The sequence below is a fragment of the Pseudomonas sp. NFACC51 genome (genome assembly GCF_900103575.1).
GTDB classification, from domain to species: domain Bacteria; phylum Pseudomonadota; class Gammaproteobacteria; order Pseudomonadales; family Pseudomonadaceae; genus Aquipseudomonas; species Aquipseudomonas fluorescens_Q.
The window spans coordinates 117164-135180 of sequence record NZ_FMXH01000008.1 but is presented as its reverse complement, the minus strand read 5'-3'; the positions used below and the strand labels follow the sequence as shown (position 1 = coordinate 135180).

The window sequence follows — 18017 nt, the reverse complement described above, 5'->3', positions numbered from 1 at the left end:
GTATTGACTGGCCTTTTTGCTGTCTGGCGGATGCACATTTTTGCACGCATTCTGGAGGCATCCCGCCGTTGGCATAAATAATGATTATCTACAGCCAACCGATTGTTCAACAATCCGAGGCCCTTCTTCCATGATCCATACACTTTCCTTGGCCGACCAGATCACTCTGGAGCTACGCGCCGACATCATCGGTGGCCGCTTGCTGCCAGGCATGGCGCTGGTGGAAAACAACCTGGTCTCGGCCTACAACGCCTCGCGCAACACCATCCGTGAAGCCTTACACCGCCTGGGCCAGGAAGGGTTGACCCGTTACGTGCGCAACAAAGGGGTGATGGTCCGCAGGTTAGGTGTCGATGACGTGCGAGATCTGTTCAAGGTCCGTCGCACTCTGGAGCTGCAAGCCATCATGGGCAGTCAGCCACTGCGCGAGTATCAATCTGACCGGATGCTCGAAGCCATCGAAGCGGCGGATTTGGCTCGGGAGCGTGAAGACTGGCGTTCGGTCGGCACCCATGGCCTGGCGTTCCATCAGCACATCGTCGGATTGATGCGCAGCCCATTACTTGATGAGTTTTTCACCAATGTGGTTGCACAACTGCGCCTGGTATTTAGCTCCGCGCCCGATGAGGCACGTTTCCAAGCGCCGTGGCTGACCCGTGACCGCTATATCCACGATTGCCTGGCCGAGGGCGACAAGCTTGCGGCCCACGAAGCCATGAGTCTTTACCTCGACGATTCCGAGCAACTGCTTCTGCAACTGCTGACTCCCACCCATCACCCCTGATCAAGGACCCGCGCCATGTACAAAGACTACCCAGCCGCCTACCAGGTCAGCAAAGGTTCAGCCCTGCAGGTGGACAAACCCTTCTACGACCGCATCCGCACCCAGCAGGACAAGCGCACCCTGATCGAGCAGTTCGAAGTGCCGATCCGTACCGGTAAGGCCTGGCACGTACCCGCCGGTCATGTGTTCCGAGTCACGACTCCGGTGGGCCCGCAGGTAGGAGACTTCAACGTCTGGAACGCCCACGATCCACGGGAACGCCTGTGGGCGGCGCGCACGCGTCAGCTTCAGGGCGCCCACGTCAGTACCCATGATCGGTTGTGGTCGAACCTGCCATTCCTGCGGCCATTGGTGACCATCACCGATGACAGTCTGGCCGGTTATGGCATCGATGAGCATGGTGGCCGACTGCACGATCTGCTGGGTACGCGCTGTGATCCCTATGTGAACAAGATGCTGACGGGGGAGGATTTTCATCATCACTGTCACTCGAACCTGACCCGTGCGGTGTTGCCTCACGGCCTGACTGAGTTCGATGTGCACGACGTGCTGAATATCTTCCAGTGCACCGGGCTTAATCATGACGACATGTACTTCATGAAGGCCTGTCCGGCGCAGAAGGGCGATTACCTGGAGTTTTTTGCCGAGATCGATCTGTTGTGCGCCCTGTCCACCTGCCCGGGTGGTGACTTGTCGCTGGCGATGTGGGGGCCGGATGCGCAGGATCCCCTTAGCGTCTGTCGTCCTCTGGGGGTGGAGATCTATCGGTTGGAGGATTCATTGCTGGAGGGCTGGAGCCAACCTGAGCGGGCGGCATACAAAGGGTTGCATGGCTTGCAGATTGCCAAGGCGGATTGGGAGAAGTAAGGCGGCAGGGGCTCTTGTGGCGAGGGAGCTTGCTCCCGCTGGGCTGCGCAGCAGCCCCCAAATCATGACTCAATCAGCCTGGCGCACCGCGTCGGCAGGTTTGAGGGGGCGCTTCGCGCCCCAGCGGGAGCAAGCTCCCTCGCCACGGGTACGGTGTGTGAAGCTTCCTCACCACAAGAGTGGTGTGTGAGGCAGCGGTTAACGATCCTTGGCCTCCTTCGCATCCATTTCCGCATTGCGCTCGGCAACGCGCTTGCGTTGCTCATCGGTCAACTCGACCTTGTGGGCGGTGTCGCGCAGCATCATCAGACCACCAACGATCGAGCCGATTGCAACAATCAGAATCAACCAGGCATACCAGGGCATAGGGCTCTCCTTGAGGGGGCGATGGACGGACGAACATTTCGCCGGTCCATCGCACCTACCACTTATGAGCGAAGGTTGCTCGCAGTGGTTCAATACTACGCCCGTTCGGTCGGCTTCACCTCAAAGCCCGGTCAGCATCGCATCGGCGGGAGCGTCTGCACGCAACTGTGCGGTGAGGATGAAGTAGACGAAACCCACCACCATGAAGCCAAGGAAGATCAGCCCGATCAGCGCGTTGAACCAGGCCATCGCCACCAGGCACACCACGGCCAATACCAGGGCGATGCCGGGTACCAGCGGATAGCCCGGTGCGCGGAAGGTGCGTTCCAGGTTGGGTTCGGTTTTACGCAGTTTGAACAGGCTGAGCATGCTCATGATGTACATGACGATGGCACCGAACACGGCCATGGTGATCATCGCCGCAGTCAGGGTCATGCCGCCGAGGTTGATCAGGCCGTCGCTGTAGATCGCCGCGATGCCGATCAGCCCTCCGGCGATGATCGCCCGGTGCGGCGTCTGGAAGCGTGACAGCTTGGCCAGGGAGGCGGGCAGGTAACCGGCGCGGGCCAGGGCGAAGAACTGGCGCGAGTAGCCAAGGATGATGCCGTGGAAACTCGCCACCAGGCCGAACAGGCCGATCCACACCAGCATGTGCAGCCAGCCGGAGCTTTCGCCAACCACGGTTTTCATGGCTTGGGGCAGGGGATCGTTGATGTTCGACAGGGTGCGCCAGTCGCCGACGCCACCGGCAAAGAACATCACGCCCATCGCCAGGATTACCAGGGTCAGGATGCCGCTGATGTAGGCCTTGGGAATCGTGCGTTTCGGGTCCTTGGCTTCTTCGGCGGCCATGGCCGCGCCCTCGATGGCCAGGAAGAACCAGATGGCGAAGGGGATCGCGGCAAACATGCCGGCGATGGCCGGTGCGCCGAACACATCGGAACCGGCCCAGCCGTTCAGGGCAAAGCTGCTGAAACTGAACGCCGGGGCCACGACGCCCATGAACACCAGCAGTTCGGCCACCGCCAGGACGCAAACAATCAGCTCGAAGGTCGCGGCCAGTTTGACCCCGAGGATGTTCAGGCCCATGAACACGATGTAGGCGCCGACCGCTGCGTGTTTCGGGTCCAGGGCCGGGAACTGCACGTTCAGGTAGGCGCCGATGGCCAGGGCAATGGCTGGTGGGGCGAAGACGAATTCGATCAGTGTCGCCAGGCCGGCAATCAACCCGCCTTTCTCGCCGAAGGCGCGACGGCTGTAGGCAAACGGCCCGCCGGCATGGGGAATGGCGGTGGTCAGCTCGGTGAAGCTGAAAATGAAGCAGGTGTACATGGCCGCCACCATGAAGGACGTCACCAAAAAGCCCAGTGTCCCGGCCACGCCCCAGCCATAGCTCCAGCCGAAATACTCGCCGGAAATCACCAGGCCGACGGCAATACCCCATAAATGCAGGGTGCCCAGGGTGGGTTTGAGTTGTGTGTTCATCGGTGGCTCCCCTCGATCCATAGCAAAAGCGCTGGGGAGGGCAGTGCAGTGGGCGTGCCAGGGTGGCGGGGGCGGTCGTAATGGGTGAAATCGTGTCGTATCGGGGATGTTCCTTACTTGATGTGCCCCTGTTGTGCGCCAGTTGGGGGCGTTGGCGCTGGTAATGCCGCCTTCGCGAGCAAGCCCGCTCCCACACTGGACTTGCGGTGAGCTCACACCGCGACCTCCTGTGGGAGCGGGCTTGCTCGCGAAGAGGCCCGCCCAGCCAATCATCCAGCCGATTTTTTTACAGATTCTTTATCCCCCAACCGATCTCTCGATCTCGTTCCTTTACAGCCTACCTGCCGACAATCACTCCACACACGGCACGACGCCGTACCACGGAGAAATCCCATGAATGTTCTGGACGGGGTGTCGCTGCTGCTGGCAGGGGCGCTGTTCATTTATCTGCTGGTTGCGCTGTTGCGCGCCGATCGGAACTAGGAGCGGCTATGCACGGTTATGACTACGGGCTGATCCTCGGCTTTTTCGCCCTGGTGCTGATTCCGGCACCGTTTCTGGGGCGTTTTTACTACCAGGTGATGGAGGGCCAGCGCACTTGGCTTTCACCGATCCTCGGTCCGGTGGAGCGCGGTTGCTATCGCCTGGCCGGTGTCGATTCCACCGCTGAGCAGAGCTGGCAGAAATACACCCTGGCCCTGCTCGTGTTCAACCTGGCGGGTTTTTTCTTGCTGTTCGCCATTCTGCTGCTGCAGGGATATCTGCCGCTCAATACAGAACAATTGCCCGGCATGGAGTGGACCCAGGCTTTCAACACGGCCGTGAGTTTCATGACCAACACCAACTGGCAGTCCTACAGCGGTGAAGCGTCCCTGAGCTACCTGAGCCAGATGGTCGGCCTGACCGTGCAGAACTTTGTCAGCGCCGCAACGGGACTGGCCGTGCTGGTGGCGCTGTGTCGCGGTATCGGGCGCAAGTCCGCCGCAACGCTGGGTAACTTCTGGGTCGACATGACCCGCGCCACCCTCTATGGGCTGTTGCCGCTGTGCCTGCTGCTGGCATTGTTCCTGGTCTGGCAGGGCGTGCCGCAGACCTTTGCGCACTATGTGCACGGGGTCACGCTGCAGGGCGCCGACCAGGTCATCCCGTTGGGGCCGGCCGCCAGCCAGATCGCGATCAAGCAACTGGGCACCAACGGTGGCGGTTTCTTCGGCGTCAACTCGGCGCATCCGTTCGAAAACCCGACGGCCTGGAGCAACCTGTTCGAAGTCGCCTCGATCATCCTGATTCCCGCCGCGCTGGTGTTCACCTTCGGCCATTACGTCAAGGACTTGCGCCAGAGCCGGGCGATCATCGCCTGCATGCTTGCTTTGTTCCTGATTGGCGGCGCCACGTCGCTGTGGGCCGAATACCAGCCCAACCCTGCCTTGGACAACCCGGCCGTCGAGCAAGCCGCGCCGCTGGAAGGCAAGGAAGCACGCTTCGGCACCACGGCCACGGTGCTGTGGTCGGTGACCACCACGGCAGCGTCCAACGGCTCGGTCAACGCCATGCACGACAGCCTCAGCCCGCTCAGCGGCATGGTGTCGCTGGTGAACATGATGGTCGGCGAGGTGATCTTCGGCGGCGTCGGGGCCGGGCTCTACGGGATGCTGTTGAACGTACTGATCGCAGTATTCCTGGCCGGCTTGATGATCGGTCGCACCCCGGAATACCTGGGCAAGAAGCTGGGCGCCCGGGAGGTGCAGCTGTTGGTGGCAACCCTGCTGGTGATGCCCGTGAGTGTGCTGGTGTTGGGTGCCGTCGCCGCGAGTCTGCCGGGGCCGGCCGCAGCGGTGAGCAACCCGGGTGCCCACGGTTTCAGCCAGTTGTTGTACGCCTACACCTCGGCGGGAGCGAACAACGGTTCGGCATTCGCCGGGTTCGGCGCCAACACACCTTTCCACAACCTGATGCTGGGCCTGGGCATGTTGATCGGTCGGTTCGGCTACATCCTGCCGGTGCTGGCGTTGGCCGGCAGCCTGGCCTTGAAGAAGACCGCGCCGATTGGCCAGAACAGCTTCCCCACTCACGGCCCGCTGTTCGTGACCTTGTTGACCGTGACCATTCTGTTGGTGGGCGGCTTGACCTTCTTGCCGACCCTGGCGCTGGGGCCGATTGCCGAACACCTGAGCATGGGCTTCTGAGGACCTGATGATGAATATGCCGATGAGCAAAACCGTCGCCGCCAAGGCACCGGAACAACCGAAGACCCACCTGTCGGCCCTTTGGCGGCCGGCGCTGGTGCAAGCCTTCGTCAAGCTCGATCCACGCCAGTTGCACCGCGCGCCGGTGATGCTGGTGGTGGAACTGACCGCGATCCTCACCACTGTGTTGTGCTTCATCCCCGACAGCGCCGTGCCGACATTTGTGGCTGCGCAAATTGCGTTGTGGCTGTGGTTCACCGTGCTGTTCGCCAACTTCGCCGAAGCCTTGGCCGAAGGCCGCGGCAAAGCCCGGGCCGACAGCCTCAAGGCCGGCAGCGAAGGTCTCAACGCACGTCGCCAGACCGCCAGCGGCTTTGAAATCATCCCCGCCACCCGCCTGCGCAAAGGCGACGTGGTGCGCGTCGAGGCCGGCGACATGATCCCCGGCGACGGTGAAGTGATCGAAGGCATCGCTGCGGTCAACGAGGCGGCGATCACCGGCGAATCGGCACCGGTCATCCGCGAGTCCGGCGGCGATCGCTCGGCCGTCACCGGCAACACGCGGCTGGTCTCCGACTGGTTGCTGATACGCATCACCAGCAATCCCGGCGAGTCCACCCTGGACCGCATGATCGCCTTGGTCGAAGGTGCCAAGCGCCAGAAAACGCCGAACGAGGTGGCGCTGGATATTCTGTTGATCGGTCTGACGCTGATCTTCCTGTTGGTGGTGGTGACGCTGCAACCGTTCGCCCATTTCGCCAACGCCAACCTGCCGCTGGTGTTTCTGGTGGCGCTGTTGGTGACGTTGATTCCCACCACCATCGGCGGGCTGCTGTCGGCCATCGGCATCGCCGGGATGGATCGGCTGGTGCGCCTGAACGTGATCGCCAAGTCCGGCCGCGCGGTGGAGGCGGCGGGGGACGTGCATGTGTTGATGCTGGACAAGACCGGCACCATCACCTTTGGCAATCGTCGCTGTACAGCGGTCTATGCCGCCCCCGGTGTGAGTACCAAGGAACTGGCCGAAGGCGCGCTGTTCGCCTCGTTGGCTGATGACACGGCCGAGGGCAAGTCCATCGTCGAGTACCTGCGAGGTTTGCATCCACAGTCCGAGCCTGGCGTCGAAGCGCTGAGGGCTGTGCCGTTCAGTGCTGAAACCCGTTTGTCCGGCGTCGACTATCAGGGCCGCATCTACCGCAAGGGCGCCGTGGATTCGTTGCTGGACTTCATCGGCCTTGCACGCAATGAGTTGCCACAGGCATTGGCGCGGGAGGTCGACAAGATCGCCCAGAGTGGCGGCACGCCGTTGCTGGTGTGCGTGGACGGCAAGTTGCTCGGCGCGATCCATCTCAAGGACGTGGTCAAGCCGGGCATTCGCGAGCGCTTTGCCGAGTTGCGCAAGCTGGGGATCCGCACGGTGATGGTCACCGGCGACAACCCATTGACCGCTGCGGCGATTGCCGCCGAGGCCGGTGTCGATGACGTGCTGGCGGAGGCCACGCCGGAGAAAAAACTGGCGCGTATCCGTCATGAGCAAAATGACGGTCGGCTGGTGGCCATGTGCGGCGACGGTGCCAACGACGCCCCGGCCCTGGCCCAGGCCGATGTCGGCATGGCGATGAACGACGGCACCCAGGCCGCGAGGGAAGCGGCCAACATGGTCGACCTCGACAGCGACCCGACCAAGTTGCTCGATGTGGTGCAGATCGGCAAGGAACTGCTGGTGACCCGTGGCGCACTGACCACCTTTTCCATCGCCAACGACATCGCCAAGTACTTCGCGATCCTGCCGGCGCTGTTCGCTTCGATTTATCCACAGCTCGGCGTGTTGAATGTGATGCACCTGAGCAGCCCCCAGAGCGCGATTGTGTCGGCCATCGTCTTCAACGCCTTGATCATCGTCGTGCTGATCCCCCTGGCCCTGCGTGGCGTGCGCGTGCAAGCGGCAAGTGCGGCGGCGCTGTTGCGACGCAATCTGCTGATCTATGGCCTGGGCGGGATCGTGGTGCCGTTCGTGGGGATCAAGGCGATCGATATGTTGCTGACGGCGCTGCACCTGGTTTGAGCCGGATGTTCGGCCCACGGATTTTTTGTGCCAGGAGAGGTTTTGTGGCGAGGGAGCTTGCTCCCGCTGGGTTGCGAAGCAACCCCCAGGAAATTGACTGCAACCCGCCTGACACACAGTTGTGGCTGGTTTTGGGGCTGCTTCGCAGCCCAGCGGGAGCAAGCTCCCTCGCCACGATGAATTTTTTGATTCGAGGATTTTGAAATGTCCACTTTGATTCGCCCGGCCTTGAGCCTGTTACTACTGATGACCCTGATCACCGGTGTCGCGTACCCGCTGGTGGTCACCGGCGTGGCGCAAGTCGCGTTTCCCGCCCAGGCCAACGGCAGCCTGGTCGTCGATGCCGACGGCAAGGTCCGTGGCTCGACGCTGATCGCCCAGGATTTCACCGGCGATGCGTGGTTTCATCCACGGCCGTCGGCCGGTGCCTTCGCCACGGTTGCCAGCGGCGCCAGCAACTTCTCTCCAAGCAATCCGGCTCTGGCCTCGCGGGTGATCGATGACGCCCAAAAACTCCAGGTGCCCGGCCAGGGCCCGGTGCCGCTGGCCTTGCTGACCACCTCCGCCAGCGGGCTGGATCCGCACTTGCCTCCGGCGGCGATTGCCTATCAACTGGCGCGTGTCGCCGCAGCGCGCAACCTGCCGGTCTCGACCTTGCAGCAACTGCTCGACGACAACACCGAGCAATCCTTGGTGGGCTCGCCAGTGGTGAATGTGCTGGCGCTGAACCTGGCGTTGGAAAAACTGTAGAACCTGTGGGGAGCCGGGCCTGTGGGAGCAAAGCTTGCTCGCGATGAACGATAACGCGGTCCATCCGTTGAACTGTGTCGTCTTGATCGCGAGCAAGCTTTGCTCCCACAGGTCCAGTGCTCATATGCTTTGCTTCCACAGGTCCGGCTCCCCACAGGGTGTTTGATCAATATTTGAAAGAGATTTCCACGCCATGAGCGACTCCGGCCGCGCCGACGCACTGTTAGCCAATCTGCCCCGTAACGATCGTGGCCGGCTCAAGGTCTTCCTGGGCGCGGCGCCCGGTGTCGGCAAGACCTACGCCATGCTGCAAGCGGCCCACACTCAACTGCGTCAAGGCGTGAAAGTCGTCGCCGGCGTGGTGGAAACCCACGGTCGTGCCGAAACCGAAGCACTGCTCGGCGGTCTGGTGCAGCAACCGTTGGTGCGTTCGGAATATCGCGGCGTCATGCTCGAAGAAATGGATCTCGACGGCCTGCTCGCGGCCCGCCCGGCCCTGGTGTTGGTGGACGAACTGGCCCACAGCAACGCCCCCGGCAGTCGTCATGCCAAACGCTGGCAAGACATTCAGGAACTGCTCGCCGCCGGCATCGATGTCTACACCACCGTCAATGTCCAGCACCTGGAAAGCCTCAACGACCAGGTGCGCGGCATCACCGGAGTGCAGGTGCGCGAGACGCTGCCGGACTGGGTCTTGCAGGAAGCCGATGAACTGCTGTTGATCGACCTGCCATCGCGCGAGCTGCTGGAGCGCCTGCGTGATGGCAAGGTCTATGTGCCGGAGCAGGCGCGAGCGGCGATCGATGCGTTTTTCACCCAGACCAACCTGACCGCGTTGCGTGAGCTGGCCATGCAGACCGCCGCCGCCCAGGTGGACAACGATTTGGCCCAGGGTTATCGGCAACTGGGCCAGGCCGCGCCGGCGGTGCGCGGACGCTTGCTGGTGGGGGTAGGCGCCGACGTGCAGGCCGAGCGTCTGGTGCGCCACGCCAGCCGCGTCGCCCAGCGCCGGCATCTGCCGTGGAGCCTGGTCCACGTAGACAGTGGCGTCGCGCACGACGAGTCATCGCGACAGTATCTGCAAAATGCCCAGCAGTTGGCTGAACGCCTCGGCGGCGAAGTGGTGCTGTTGCGGGCCGGCGAAGTCGCCAAGACCTTGATCCAGCACGCCACCGAACGTCGCGCCACGCTACTGTTGGTGGGCCAGTCCCGGCCGCGTTTGCGGCGACGGTTGTTCGGCGGTGGCTTGGCTTCACGCTTGCTGCGCGATGCCCGGGGACTGGAAATCAACGTGCTGGACAGCGATGAACAGCCCCGTCCCGCCCGCGTGCGTTCGAACGCCGTCCAGACTGGGTTCGACTATGCGCTGGCGTTGATGGCGACCGTGGCGGCCAGCGCGTTGGCCTGGGGTATTTCAGGGTGGCTGGCGCTGCCCAATATCTCCCTGGTTTTCCTCATGGCAGTGTTGCTGGTGGCGGTACGCAGCAGCCTCGGTCCGGCGCTGGCCTGCGCGGCGCTGTCGTTCCTGGCCTATGACTTCCTGTTCATCCCGCCGAATTTTTCCTTCACCATCCAGCGCGAAGAAGACGTGCTGACCCTGGTTTTTTTCCTGCTGATGGCGGCCCTGACCGGCAATCTGGCGGCCCGTCAGCGCCGACAATTGCAAGCCTTGCGCGACACCCAGCAGGAAACCGGCGAACTGCTCGACCTGTCGCGCAAACTCACTGCCGCCACCGACCGCCAGGCGGTGATCAGCGCCGCCGCGCAGCACCTCAACGGCCTGCACGACTTGCAGCTTTGCCTGCTCAATCGCGACGGCCAGCACGATTGGAAGGTCGAGACGGGCGAGCCGTTGACATTCACCGAGGCCGAACGTGCGGCGGCCGATTGGGCTTGGCAGCATGACCAGCCCGCCGGTGCCGGCACCGGGACGTTGCCCTCCGGACGCTGGTGGTGGTGGCCGCTGTCGGCGGAAGGTGGGCCACTGGGGTTGCTGGGGGTGTGCCCGAACGAAGGCAAGCCGCTGAGCGGCCAGCGTCGGCGTTTACTGGCGGCGCTCAGTCAACCATTGGCCCAGGCGTTGGCCCGGGCGCAACTGGCCCAGGACCTGGAAGCGGCGCGCCTGCACGGTGAAACCGAGCAACTGCGCAGCGCCTTGCTGGCTTCGGTGTCCCATGACTTGCGCACGCCGCTGACGTCCATGCGCGGCAGCATCGACAGCCTGTTGGCGCTGGGGGAGGCGATCCCTCTGGCCGATCGCCGTGAACTGCTCGAAGGCACCCGCGATGAGGCCGAGCGGCTGGATCGCTACATCCAGAACCTGCTGGACATGACCCGTCTTGGCCACGGCGCTCTGAAGCTGGCGCGAGACTGGGTGTCGCCAGCCGATATCGTCGGCAGCGCGCTGAACCGCCTGCGGGCGGTGTTGGCACCGCTGGCGCTCAGTGTCGAGGTGCCCGCTGAATTGCCCTTGCTGTATGTCCATGCGGCGTTGATCGAACAGGCCCTGGTAAACGTGCTGGAGAACGCTGCGCGATTCTCACCCGTTCACGGGCGACTGCTGCTGAGCGCCGGCGTGACCGACAGCGAAGTGTTTTTTGCGGTGGCTGACGAGGGGCCCGGGATCCCTGAGCAAGAGCGAGAGAACATCTTCGACATGTTCTATACCGCCGCGCGCGGCGATCGGGGCGGGCAGGGCACGGGGTTGGGATTGGCCATCTGCCAGGGCATGGTCGGTGCCCATGGCGGGCGAATCAGCGTGGCCGATGGCCTCGACGGGCTCGGCACCTGCATCACGTTGCACCTGCCCTTACAGGCACAACCGGGCATGGACGATGAAGCTTGAGCGGCGCTGCGTTACTCTCGTCCTACCTGCTTGCCTTTTCACCTGATTGCAACGAACGAGCGCCATGAGCCAGACCGCGACCCTTTTGGTCATCGATGACGAACCGCAGATCCGCAAATTCCTGCGCATCAGCCTGAGTTCCCAAGGTTACAAGGTGCTGGAAGCCGGCACCGGCGCTGAAGGGCTTGCCCAAGCGGCGTTGAACAAGCCCGATCTGCTGATACTCGACCTGGGCCTGCCGGACATCGACGGCCAGCAAGTGTTGCGCGAGTTTCGCCAATGGTCGACGGTGCCGGTGCTGGTGCTCTCGGTGCGGGCCAGCGAAGCGCAGAAGGTCGAGGCGTTGGACAATGGTGCCAACGATTACGTGACCAAGCCGTTCGGCATCCAGGAATTTCTCGCCCGCATCCGCGCCTTGTTGCGCCAGGCCCCGGCTGGCGAGCCGCAGGAAGCCGCGCTGAAGTTCGGCCCGCTGACGGTGGACCTGGCGTATCGACGCGTGCTGCTGGACGGCAGCGAAGTGTCCCTGACTCGCAAGGAGTACGCCGTGCTGGCGCAACTGGCGCGGCACCCGGGGCGGGTCATTACCCAGCAGCAACTGCTCAAGGACATCTGGGGCCCGACCCACACCGAAGACAGTCACTACCTGCGGATCGTGGTCGGCCACCTGCGCCAGAAACTGGCCGACGACCCGACCCGACCGCGGTTCATTGTGACCGAGGCGGGGGTGGGGTATCGGTTGTTGGGGGAGGGTGGGGCTTAGCCTCGAACAGGCTTCAAGTCGTGCACTCATGTGGCGAGGGAGCTTGCTCCCGCTGGGCTGCGCAGCAGCCCCGATACAGCCAACTCAATGAACCTGATACACCGAGCGTGCGGTTTTGGGGGCGCTTCGCACCCCAGCGGGAGCAAGCTCCCTCGCCACAAGGGCTCAGCGATCGTGCTCAGTTCTGGTCACTCTCATACCGATCCAAAGTATCGCTGGCAATCTCCCGCCCCAGTGCGATCAACTCCGGTGCCTTGTAGAACTCGAAGAACCGGCACACCCGTTTCGGCACGTTGATCAGCACGTCCGGCGGGTAACCGGCGATCTTGTACTGGGCCAGCGAGGTCTGCATCACTTCGAAGCTCTGGTTGATCAAGTCCAGCAACGAGGCCGGGCCGACGTTGTCGATGATGAACGAACCGGTGGCGGATTTCGGTGCGCCTTCGTTCTCTGGCGCGGCGGCCGGTTGTTGGCCTTCGGGCTCGGCCGAGTCGATCCACGGGTTGATGTCAGCGGCTTCGGCCTTCAAGGCTTCCTGCTCCAGCAGCAACAGCTGCTCGGCCTGCTTGCGGCGAAACGGCAGGCGCGATCCCAGGGAGCTGACCAGGGTGTCGAAGCGCCGCCGGAACGCGGCGGGGCGCGGGATCACCGGTAACCGATATTGTTTCTGGTTGGTGGCGTTGAGGTTGACCGCGATGATCAGGTCGCAGTGGCTCGATACCACCGGCACGATCGGCAATGGGTTGAGCAGGCCGCCATCCACCAACATGCGGTTGCCTTGCATCACGGGCGTGAACAGGCTGGGAATCGCCGCCGAGGCGCGCATTGCCTGATGCAGGCAACCTTCCTGGAACCAGATTTCCTGCTGGTTGGTCAGGTCGGTCGCGACGGCGGTGTAGGGGATACGCAATTGTTCAATGTTGATTTCGCCGACGATCTTGCGGATCTGTCCGAAGACCTTTTCGCCACGGATCGCCCCCAGGCGAAAACTGACGTCTACCAGGCGCAGGACGTCCAGATAATCCAGGCTTTCAATCCAGTTGCGGTACTCCTCAAGCTTGCCCGCCGCATAGATCCCACCCACGACCGCGCCCATGGAACAACCGGCGATGCAGGCAATGTCGTAGCCACGTCGTTCGATTTCTTCGATCACCCCGATATGGGCATAGCCCCGGGCGCCACCCGAACCCAATACCAATGCGACACGTTTTGTCATGACCCGGCCTCTTGTCGAACAGATTTCAACAATGCACCCATCGACGACTTGGCTCAATCGTTGTGGCGCACGCGTCGTTTTTTGACACGCCGTGACGGCATTTGCGTATGCTCGGCCACACTTGAATTTACGCGGTCAAGCAAGGCACTTTTCGCCGTTGCCACCGTCTTAATAGCACGACTGTTGACCTGACTTGAGGTGTTATTGATGAAAGCTCGGATCCGCCTGCCCTTGGTGGCTTCTTTGATGGTTTTGGCCCTGGCCGGTTGCGCAGGCAAAACCGCTTACCGCGACAGTTGTGGCAGCCAGCTCGACAGCGCCTGGCGTGAACTGGACCTGGCCAAGGCCGAAGGTTTTGCCGGCACCGTCAGCTACTCCAAGGCCCTGTCCCTGCTGACGGGCGCCAAGACCCAGCAGCAATTCGAAGCGTTCGAAGGCTGCGCCAAGAAAGCCGAGAAGGCGCGTTTCTACATTCGTGAGTCCCGCGCAGGACGATAACGGCAGCGACAAGCCATGAGCTGCAAGCTACAAGTGAAGGGCGCACACCGCTCCTCTCTTGAAGCTTGCAGCTCGACGCTTGGAGCTGCGTACGGAGTACGCCCCATGATCGATCGGCTGGTGGCCCGGATACTGGGCCTGGAAGTCCGCCTGTTGGCCTGTCAGGCCCGCTTGAATGCCCATACCGACAGCGAAGCGCTGCATGACTTGCGGACCACGGTACGCCGTTTGCGCAGCCTGCTTCGTCCATTGCGTGGTTTGCCCGGCGTCGAACAGCTGGAAACGGCTGCTTCGGCGGTCGGCAGCCTGACCACGCCATTGCGCGACCGGGAAGTGTTGGCCGCCTACCTGGAGCAGCATGGCCAGGCCGAGGCGGCGCGGCGACGCCAGGTGCAAATGGCCGAGGCTTACCCCGCCGTGGCCGCGAGTGTTGAACTGGCGCAGTTGCTGATGATCCTCGATGCCTTCCCGCGCTTCATTCGTGCCTCCCAGCGCGAGGGGTTGCTGAAGGGTTTGCGCAAACGCATCGAAAAGCGCTTGGAAAAACAGTGGAAGAAACTCGGCGAAGCCCTGCGCGATCCGGCCCATGACCGCCATCGATTGCGCCTGCTGATCAAGCGCGTGCGCTACGCCATCGAAGCCTACCCTGAACTCGACCGACTGCCCGAAGCGGCCCTGCCCCGGCTCAAATCCGCCCAGGCCGCACTGGGCGACTGGCACGATTGCTGGCAGTGGCTGGCCAGGGCCAAGGAAGAAACCGATCTGCACGCTTGTGTGCCAACCTGGCACGCTGCCATGGAAAAGGCCGAGGCCAAGTCCGACAAGGTGCTCGACAAGCTGATTGCCAGTTGCTTCGAAAAATCCTGAACCCAGCACATCCCCGCTCCCAGCGGTAATGCTGTTCACTTAAGAAAATGATGCACCTGTGGCGAGGGAGCTTGCTCCCGCTCGGCTGCGAAGCAGTCGTAAACCGGCGGGTGCGGTGTGTCTGATGCTGCGCATTTGGCAGATTCAGGGGCCGCTTCGCAGCCCAGCGGGAGCAAGCTCCCTTGCCACGGGTTTGTTGATTGCCTTAAGTGAACACCATTACGCTCCCACAGGGGAAATTCAAGATCCTCGGCTTTTCTGTCAGTCTCTTTGGCCGGAATGAGCCCTGTGCCGCCAGCCCGGGCTGGTTAAGATCCCTTCATCCTTTTCCCTGTTTTCGAGGTCGTCATGCGCTTTTCCGATTTGATCGATGCCGTGCGCCGGCAGCCAGGTGCGGTGAGCATCGCGCCTGAATGGGGCCAGGGGCGGGCCAGTTTTGGCGGGTTGGTGGCGGCGCTGCAATATGAGGCGATGCGTGCCCAAGTGCCGGCGGATCGCCCGGTGCGCTCGCTGGCGATCACCTTTGTCGGCCCGGTCGAACCCGATGTGCCTGTGAGTTTCGAAGTCGACGTATTGCGTGAAGGCAAGGCAGTGAGCCAGGTGCTGGGGCGCGCGGTGCAGAACGGCCAGGTGGTGACCGTGGTGCAAGGCAGTTTCGGCGCATCGCGCTCATCCGTGGTGGCAGTGCAGGCCGATCCCGCGCCAGAATTCAAAAGTGTGGAGCAATGCCAGGAACTGCCTTATGTCAAAGGCGCTACGCCGGAATTCATGCGTCACCTGGCAATGCGCTGGAGTGTTGGCGGCTTGCCGTTCAGCGGCAATAAATCCCGGAGCATGGGCGGCTGGGTGCGCTTGCGCGGTGATGTGCGGGAGGAGCCGCTGAACGAAAGTCATATCCTGGCCTTGGTGGACGCCTGGCCGCCAGCCTTGTTGCCGCACCTTTCGCAAATGGCCCCGGGCAGCACGCTCACGTGGACCATCGAGTTCGTCCAGCCGCTGCTGGCGCTCACGACACTGGACTGGTGCAAGTACCTGGCCGAGATCGAACATGCCCAGGACGGTTACGGCCATGTCGCCGCGAAGTTCTGGAGCGCCGATGGCCGCTTGATCGCCCTGAGTCGGCAGACGGTCACGATCTTTGGCTAAGGCTGCTCCGATCAAGATTTGCTTCGGTCAAGGCTTGCGGTTGTGACGGTGGCGCTCCCGCCAGGCGCGCCACCAGCCACCGCTGAGAAAGAACCGCGGAAAAGTCAGGAACTGTTCCACCAGCAGGCGTGACACGGCATCCTTGCGATCGCTGAACGGCTCGGAGGCTTGGGTCTCCAGGCTGTGTCCGTGACGTTGCAAGCCGAGTGCCGCGAGCAGACCGATGATGCCGATGGCGACATCGCCCAGGCTCAAGCTGAACACCCCCGACACAATCAGCAGAAAAGCGATGATGAACAGCGGCACGGCAATCAGGTGCAACACCAGGTTGGTGGGGTGGCGATGATTGTCTGGGTAGGCGCGCCATTGCCAGGCCGGAAGATTGGGGTGACGTTTGCCCATGATGCTATTCCTTGAACGAAACCGAGTAACCCAAGGATAGGTCCGTGCGACCGGGGCGGCGAATGGCGGTTGGCTATCGAGGCGATAGGTGGCCATACAGTTTTGCTGTTGTGGCGAGGGTGGGGGAAAGGCTTGCCCGCGATGCAGGCGCCTCGGTTCACCAAGGACCGCATCGCACCCATCGCGGGCAAGCCTTGCTCCCACAGAGGGAGTCCCTTCACCACAAGGGAGTCGGGCAAGCCGGCGTTCTACAGTTTGAGCTGCCCGATCGCCTTGCTCAACTCGCCCGCCAAGGTCGCCAGTTCATGGCTGGTGGTGGCTGAGTCGACGGTTTGGCGCACGGTGTTCTCGGTCACGTCGCGAATACTCACCACCGCCCGGTTCATTTCCTCGGCGACATGGCTTTGCTGTTCGGCCGCGACAGCGATCTGGGTGTTGCTCTCGCGCATTTGCGCCACCGCTGCGGTGATCTGTGCCAACGCATCGCCGGCCTCGCGGGCCTGTTGCACGCAATCGTCGGCCTTGAGCGAGCTCTCCTGCATGAAGTCCACCGCGTCTCGGGTCCCGGCCTGCAGGGCCGAAACCATGGTGGTGATTTCATCCGTGGAGGTCTGTACCCGCTTGGCCAGGTTGCGCACCTCGTCGGCCACCACGGCAAAGCCTCGGCCCATTTCTCCGGCCCGCGCCGCTTCGATGGCCGCGTTCAGGGCCAGCAGATTGGTTTGTTCGGCGATGCTGTGGATCACACTGACCACGCCATTGATCTTCTGGCTGTCTTCGGCCAGGCGCTGGATCATTTCGGCGGTCTGCTGCACACCCGAAGACAGCCCGGTGATCGACTGTTGCACCCGGGCGACCACGTCGTGACCGTTGCCGGCCAGGGTGTCGGCGGTTTTCGACAGGTCGCGGGTGGCGCCGGCATGCTGGGCGATGTGATAAACCGTGGCGGACATTTCGTTGATCGCCGTGGCTGCCTGATCGGTTTCGCTTTGCTGGCCGAGCATGCCGTGGCGAACATCGTTCATGCTCGACGCCAGGCGCGCGGCACCACTGTCCAACTGCCGGGCGGTGCTGGCAACGGTGTCGACCACCCGTTGATAACCGGCCTGCATGGCGTTGAACGCCGCCGCCATCTGGCCCACTTCGTCCTCGCAGGCCAGGGGCACGCGGGCGGACAGGTCGCCGGTTTTTTCCACGTGCAGCATCACGTCTTTGAGTGTGTTGAGCTGGCTGAGCAAAAAACGGATCAACAGCTGCGAAGCGCCGAGCATCGCCAGCATCAACACGAACACGGCCGCGGCGTATTGACTGAAGCGTTCACTGAACACTTGGCTCAGGCTCACACCTTGGGCCAACACGGCGAGTCGTTGGCTTTCACCTCGATGGATCACTTGGGCGCCCAGCAGCGGGTCGTCGCCAAACAGCAGCCCGGTATCGAGTTCGACCCAGCCCTTGGCCTGGGCCAGCGAAGGCAACGGTTGTTCGTTGAGAACGGGGACCTGGTCGCGCGGGAATGCCAGGAGATAGTCGACCTTGGGCAAGGGCGTTCCGGCAGGCCAGGCATCCAGCAGGTGCGCCTGGGCCTGGGCGTTCGCCTGGGCCGCGTGGTTACGCGCCTGCTGTTCGAGGTGCACCGCGTAGAGCACCAGCAGCAAGGTGGTGACAAAGGCGACCGCATTGACCGCCCAGAATTTGTATTTCAGCGAGATATTGCTAAGCCAGGCACCCATGGAAGGTCTTCTCTGATAGCGGAAACAGCATTGGCAAGGTGCCATTA

Annotated in this window: 16 protein-coding genes; 11 read left to right on the top strand and 5 right to left on the bottom strand. The window is 62.7% G+C overall.

Annotated features, from left to right (window positions below):
- The first annotated feature begins 130 nt into the window (after positions 1 to 130).
- Both BLT00_RS17545 and BLT00_RS17540 read left to right on the top strand, forming a co-directional pair.
- Positions 131 to 784: a GntR family transcriptional regulator gene (locus BLT00_RS17545; RefSeq protein WP_092144868.1), complete on the top strand. Its 654-nt coding sequence runs from the start codon at positions 131 to 133 to the stop codon at positions 782 to 784.
- Positions 785 to 799: 15 nt separating this feature from the next.
- The gene (locus tag BLT00_RS17540; RefSeq protein ID WP_092144866.1) at positions 800 to 1651 is read left to right on the top strand and encodes an urea carboxylase-associated family protein; all 852 of its coding nucleotides are present in this window, start codon (positions 800 to 802) and stop codon (positions 1649 to 1651) included.
- 198 nt (positions 1652 to 1849) lie between these two features.
- Here the strand turns inward: BLT00_RS17540 and BLT00_RS17535 are convergent, their stop codons facing one another.
- Positions 1850 to 2017 (bottom strand): DUF2897 family protein, encoded by a 168-nt coding sequence (locus tag BLT00_RS17535; protein ID WP_014337248.1) that lies wholly within the window; start codon positions 2015 to 2017, stop codon positions 1850 to 1852.
- Positions 2018 to 2137: 120 nt separating this feature from the next.
- Positions 2138 to 3502, bottom strand: a complete 1365-nt coding sequence (eat, locus tag BLT00_RS17530) for an ethanolamine permease (protein WP_092144864.1) — start codon at positions 3500 to 3502, stop codon at positions 2138 to 2140.
- Positions 3503 to 3895: 393 nt separating this feature from the next.
- On the opposite strand from eat, the gene kdpF reads away from it, so the two are divergent.
- From kdpF to BLT00_RS17500, 6 genes are all read left to right on the top strand, one after another.
- Positions 3896 to 3985, top strand: coding sequence for a K(+)-transporting ATPase subunit F (gene kdpF / locus BLT00_RS17525; RefSeq protein ID WP_063322338.1), 90 nt, complete (start codon positions 3896 to 3898; stop codon positions 3983 to 3985).
- An 8-nt stretch (positions 3986 to 3993) separates the two neighbouring features.
- Entirely contained in the window at positions 3994 to 5688 is a 1695-nt protein-coding gene (gene kdpA / locus BLT00_RS17520; RefSeq protein ID WP_092144862.1) for a potassium-transporting ATPase subunit KdpA, read from the top strand.
- A 10-nt stretch (positions 5689 to 5698) separates the two neighbouring features.
- A complete protein-coding gene (gene kdpB, locus BLT00_RS17515) occupies positions 5699 to 7753 on the top strand; it encodes a potassium-transporting ATPase subunit KdpB (protein ID WP_092144860.1) in 2055 nt (684 codons plus the stop codon).
- Positions 7754 to 7957: 204 nt separating this feature from the next.
- Entirely contained in the window at positions 7958 to 8503 is a 546-nt protein-coding gene (kdpC, locus tag BLT00_RS17510; protein ID WP_092144858.1) for a potassium-transporting ATPase subunit KdpC, read from the top strand.
- A gap of 193 nt (positions 8504 to 8696) precedes the next feature.
- A complete protein-coding gene (locus tag BLT00_RS17505; RefSeq protein WP_092144856.1) occupies positions 8697 to 11348 on the top strand; it encodes a sensor histidine kinase in 2652 nt (883 codons plus the stop codon).
- A gap of 64 nt (positions 11349 to 11412) precedes the next feature.
- Complete coding sequence (locus tag BLT00_RS17500; RefSeq protein ID WP_092144854.1) at positions 11413 to 12111, top strand: response regulator; 699 nt, start codon at positions 11413 to 11415, stop codon at positions 12109 to 12111.
- A gap of 178 nt (positions 12112 to 12289) precedes the next feature.
- Here the strand turns inward: BLT00_RS17500 and BLT00_RS17495 are convergent, their stop codons facing one another.
- The gene (locus BLT00_RS17495; RefSeq protein WP_003199314.1) at positions 12290 to 13327 is read right to left on the bottom strand and encodes a patatin-like phospholipase family protein; all 1038 of its coding nucleotides are present in this window, start codon (positions 13325 to 13327) and stop codon (positions 12290 to 12292) included.
- 207 nt (positions 13328 to 13534) lie between these two features.
- Between BLT00_RS17495 and BLT00_RS17490 the strand changes: the two genes are divergently transcribed.
- The 3 genes from BLT00_RS17490 to BLT00_RS17480 all read left to right on the top strand — a co-directional run bounded on the left by BLT00_RS17490 (position 13535) and on the right by BLT00_RS17480 (position 15838).
- Positions 13535 to 13825, top strand: a complete 291-nt coding sequence (locus BLT00_RS17490) for a hypothetical protein (protein WP_057448452.1) — start codon at positions 13535 to 13537, stop codon at positions 13823 to 13825.
- Between the two features lie 105 nt (positions 13826 to 13930).
- The gene (locus BLT00_RS17485) at positions 13931 to 14692 is read left to right on the top strand and encodes a CHAD domain-containing protein (protein WP_092144852.1); all 762 of its coding nucleotides are present in this window, start codon (positions 13931 to 13933) and stop codon (positions 14690 to 14692) included.
- Between the two features lie 348 nt (positions 14693 to 15040).
- Positions 15041 to 15838: an acyl-CoA thioesterase gene (locus BLT00_RS17480; RefSeq protein WP_092144850.1), complete on the top strand. Its 798-nt coding sequence runs from the start codon at positions 15041 to 15043 to the stop codon at positions 15836 to 15838.
- 27 nt (positions 15839 to 15865) lie between these two features.
- Here the strand turns inward: BLT00_RS17480 and BLT00_RS17475 are convergent, their stop codons facing one another.
- Together BLT00_RS17475 and BLT00_RS17470 are read right to left on the bottom strand one after the other, a co-directional pair.
- Positions 15866 to 16240 (bottom strand): terminase, encoded by a 375-nt coding sequence (locus tag BLT00_RS17475; RefSeq protein ID WP_092144848.1) that lies wholly within the window; start codon positions 16238 to 16240, stop codon positions 15866 to 15868.
- Between the two features lie 248 nt (positions 16241 to 16488).
- Positions 16489 to 17970, bottom strand: coding sequence for a methyl-accepting chemotaxis protein (locus tag BLT00_RS17470; protein WP_092144846.1), 1482 nt, complete (start codon positions 17968 to 17970; stop codon positions 16489 to 16491).
- Positions 17971 to 18017: the final 47 nt, after the last annotated feature.